The sequence below is a fragment of the Endozoicomonas sp. SESOKO3 genome (assembly GCF_024606255.1).
In genome coordinates this window covers 1-3,909 of the sequence record NZ_JAHHPR010000007.1, presented here as the reverse complement: position 1 = coordinate 3,909, position 3,909 = coordinate 1, and the positions used below count along the sequence as shown (strand labels likewise).

At 47.3% G+C, this 3,909-nt stretch carries 1 protein-coding gene; it reads left to right on the top strand.

Annotation, left to right across the window (positions count from 1 at the left end):
- Positions 1–108: 108 nt before the first annotated feature.
- Positions 109–3,909: hypothetical protein (locus KDK18_RS00060; RefSeq protein WP_257252310.1), on the top strand; the 3,801-nt coding region annotated here is incomplete at its 3' end.

Genomic DNA, 3,909 nt, shown 5'->3' with positions numbered 1-3,909 from the left:
GACGTTGCCCGGAAATACACCAAAGTCCTGAAGGTGGGTAATGAGGGGGTCTTCAAGTTTACCCATAATCTTGCAGATGAAGCATTGGTCATCCAAGTCAGAAACGGCATGACCCATCAGGATTCAATTAAGGCTGTTCGAAGTCAATCGGGTGACATCCAACCACTTGAACCGACAACGAAAGTCGCCAGCCCCGAACATCTGGCTGGGGTACTAAAAGGAGCCCATGAAAGAGCAGGAAGCCTTGGCGAAGCTGATCACTATGTTGCCCTTGCCACCATGAAAGTAGGCAAAGTTGAAGTGAACGAGCGTACTTTTATGCGCCTTATTGCTGCAGGCGATAAGCTCCCTGAACTGCAGCGACTGGGTCAGTCGCTCTTTGTCAATGATGAGGCTCTTTTCGCACTAGCCACCTCTGCCTATACCCAGGTTTATCTTCTGGGAGAAGGTTTACAAAAGGTAGCCCTGAATACTCTCGTGCTCTGCCATCAGCCTGTTGGCTATGTAGTCCACGTCGAGGATGTCACACAGGCTTATCCTGTGCCTGAGGGTTATCCAAAACTGGAAGTGACTGAGGCTCCGGGGGAGATTATTGTTTTCCGTGGTCAGAAGCAGAATCTGGCCGATATTGCTTTTGTGGAGAGCCTCTATAACCCCTGGAAAAAATTTGGCGGTAATGATAATAAGCACATTGCACAGGTTAAAAAAGACAAGGTCAAAAGCTACCAGTACGTTATTCGAAGCAGACAGATGGCGCTACTGGAGGGGTTCTCTAATGAGCTAGCCCTACAACACCATGCTGAACTTTTACATGATAAACTGGTGATGCTTGCTTACTATGAATCTATTCAGCAGGCATTAACCACTGCTGCTTCATATGGAACCGATGAATTTGAACTCACAGCAGAACACATCGGAGCCGTGTTATCGGTCATCACGCCAGGCTGGATGTTGGTTCAATTCGAAAAACTCTTCAGTTTCAAACCCGCACTCAGAGATCTTCTGACAAGTCGGCATTTTTTTCAGAATGTTCAAAAAGGTACAGACGTTATCAGCAAACTGATGCAGCGCTTTGCTTTCGGAGAAGACACAACGTTTGTTAAAAAAGCCATTGGTAACATGGCCCGACAGCATCTTGAATTGGAAAACACGCTGGAAGAGCCGCAGGGATCCGAGGCCTTTCAACAATATCTTCAGCAACAGAACACCAGAAAAGATGCTGAAAAAGCAACTGAAATCAAAGACCGCTACGCTACCATTGCCGCACATTTAAACATTCAGAATTTTAATAGCAATGAAGATGTTGATGCTCAACAAGAAAGCCTGCTTGCAAAAATTAAAACAATGATTGCCCAAAAAGAACTCCACTCTCACAGAATTCGAACAATAAATGAACAACAGGATCTGAAAAATTCTGACATCATCACCGCACCAGGCCAGTCCAAAGCCATGCCTGAAGTACTTGAGACACTTCGGGCCATGGAAAGAGTTTTGGGAGATAAGAGTCACATCGATGAAAGGGACGATGTGTATTTCAATCGTCAGCTCGTTTCTGAAGACATACATCTATACGTCAGTGAAGCCAGACAGCGGGAAGAGGCACAGGTCTGGATCATACTGCAAATGCTGGAAGACAGACTCAGCATCAGTGTCAGAATCGGTGAAAGTGATAGCAAAGCAGCAAAACTGGCAAGGGTTCGTGCACGACTTGATAGCGGTGATGTCTCAAAGGACGAGTTGGCTGACATGCACAGACTCCTCCGCGTTGCAACTGACAGACTCGCTCCGGAGGGAAGCCCGATGCAGATGGACGTCTTGGTCTCTGGCATTCGTGATCTTCTCAACTTTTTAATCGAAGAATCGGATCAAAGAGCCAGGAAACGACAGACAAATCATCTTATCGCCCTGGAGGACGCACTGAATATCTCCCCTCATGAAAATCCCGCTGCTAAAGAAAGAGAAAAAATGTTCATAGCTAAACTGGCCAGTGATCTGCAGATAGGGTTTGCTGACGATGCCAATCTGTTTGACCAGCAGCATGCTCTAAGAGACCGAATTCAGGAATTAAAGGAAGAAGTAAACGAAACTTATGACGATGAGGGTGTCAAAAGAATCAGAAATAATCAAATTGCTGATCAACTCAACATTAAGAACTATAGATATCACGCCACTATAAACGAGCAAAACAGTCTAATTAAAGCAAAACTTGAAGACTTGGACGAAGAAGTGTTCAAAGCGGGTCAGCCTGAGGTTGATGAGCGTATTGCAGCCATTGAAAATGAGCTGGACAGGCAAATGCCTCGCCTTGGACCTAAACCCCGATTCGTCCTTGATCGTGATGTTGCCACGGCAAGACGAGCAATTAAAGAAGCTGAAAGTGAGCTGGCAGCCATTTATCGCAATCTGAAAAGGCTTCGAGGTACAAGCCTGGTATATGAAGGGAACCCTGACGACCTCCAGGATGTCTCAGATGAAGAAAGCATGGTTCTCAAGCAGGGAATGAAAGAAGTTCAGATCGAGTTGGGTCTGGCTTCAAGTGACGAGCAAACCACTGAAGAGCGAGTGAAGAACATCAGGCATTTCCTGCTGGAATGCAGTGCAGAAAAACGAGATAAAATCCTTGAGGAACTGAGAGTCAAATCAAGTCTGAACATCCATATGATAAATGACCTTGGTTCAGAGGAAGCATCTGATTACTTAATTGCCATTGCACGCTATGCAGATTCTGCTGGTCAGTACGAAGTCGGCGAAGCATTAGGTAGACTGCTTCATAGCAGGAAAAGGTACATTCAGATCACAGACTTCCTGCGTGAACACGACGATGCGCTTCTTGAAGCCATCGAAAAAGACGTGGGTCTTAAACCGGCCCCTGCTGACACCCATGAACAACGGCTTAATGCCCTGAGAAAGAGACAGGTAGAATATGGTGGGAATGATGGTTATGGTGGCACTGTCCGGCATCTGATTCAGGAACAGGCAGATCTGCAAGATGAGATTGAGTTCAGAAAAGCAGACATTGAGAGAATGAAGCGAGTCCTGAAGGCTGCAGAGCAAGCCGTCGAAAGTGACTCTGGTCCCTTCCAGTACACGCCGGAACAGGTAATGGTTCTGAGCACTATCAACAATTTCATGCAGCAGCACCCTCTCAAAAAACAAGCTCTGGAAGCCGCCATTGGCCTGAAAGAAGCGGCAAGAGAAGGCGGCAAGAAAGCACCGTTGCTTTCGACTTTCGATTTTAACAATGAATTTGCAGCGATTCGCATGCAGGCACTGGTCGGGGATAAACTGACGATTGAACAGGCCAGTCGGATGGTGGACGTTTTCAAGAGCCTGAAGATCTTCCCGGAATCCCCCCTCATGCCTATGCAAGATCGACCCTGGAGTGCTATCAAAAATGTCGAGGAACTGGCGGGTTGGGCCTTGTACTACGTGGAAACAGGAGCCCAACAATACGACGACGTCATTCGCGACATGGGCAAAACAGCCATTCACTTCGTCGAGCATGAACAAGGGGGCCTGAAAGACTTCCCGGAATACTTCGCCAGCCATTCTGCCAGTGGTAACAGGATAATCACTTTGCTCCGTGAAGGTCTGATCAGCAGGGTTGAACTTGAGCACTACATAAAGGCCGTCAGAGGTGTCGGTGTTTATACGGCAATGGGCGAATTTGAACTCTTTGTTGGCAGCAAGCACGGTGTCCGTTTGCCCCAGTTCAGGAGGGTTGTCCAGATGCTGTCCGATAAGGGTGCTGAGGAATTTATGCAGAGCGCCTTTATTCCTGTGACCGTGACTGCAACCGGCCCGACAGGTATGAAAGAGTCTGTTGCCGGTATAAAAGAGTACGCAGCGGCTACCATCGCCAACTACGTGCTTGATGATATTGCCTTTGAAAATGGCCGCAGGACGGCA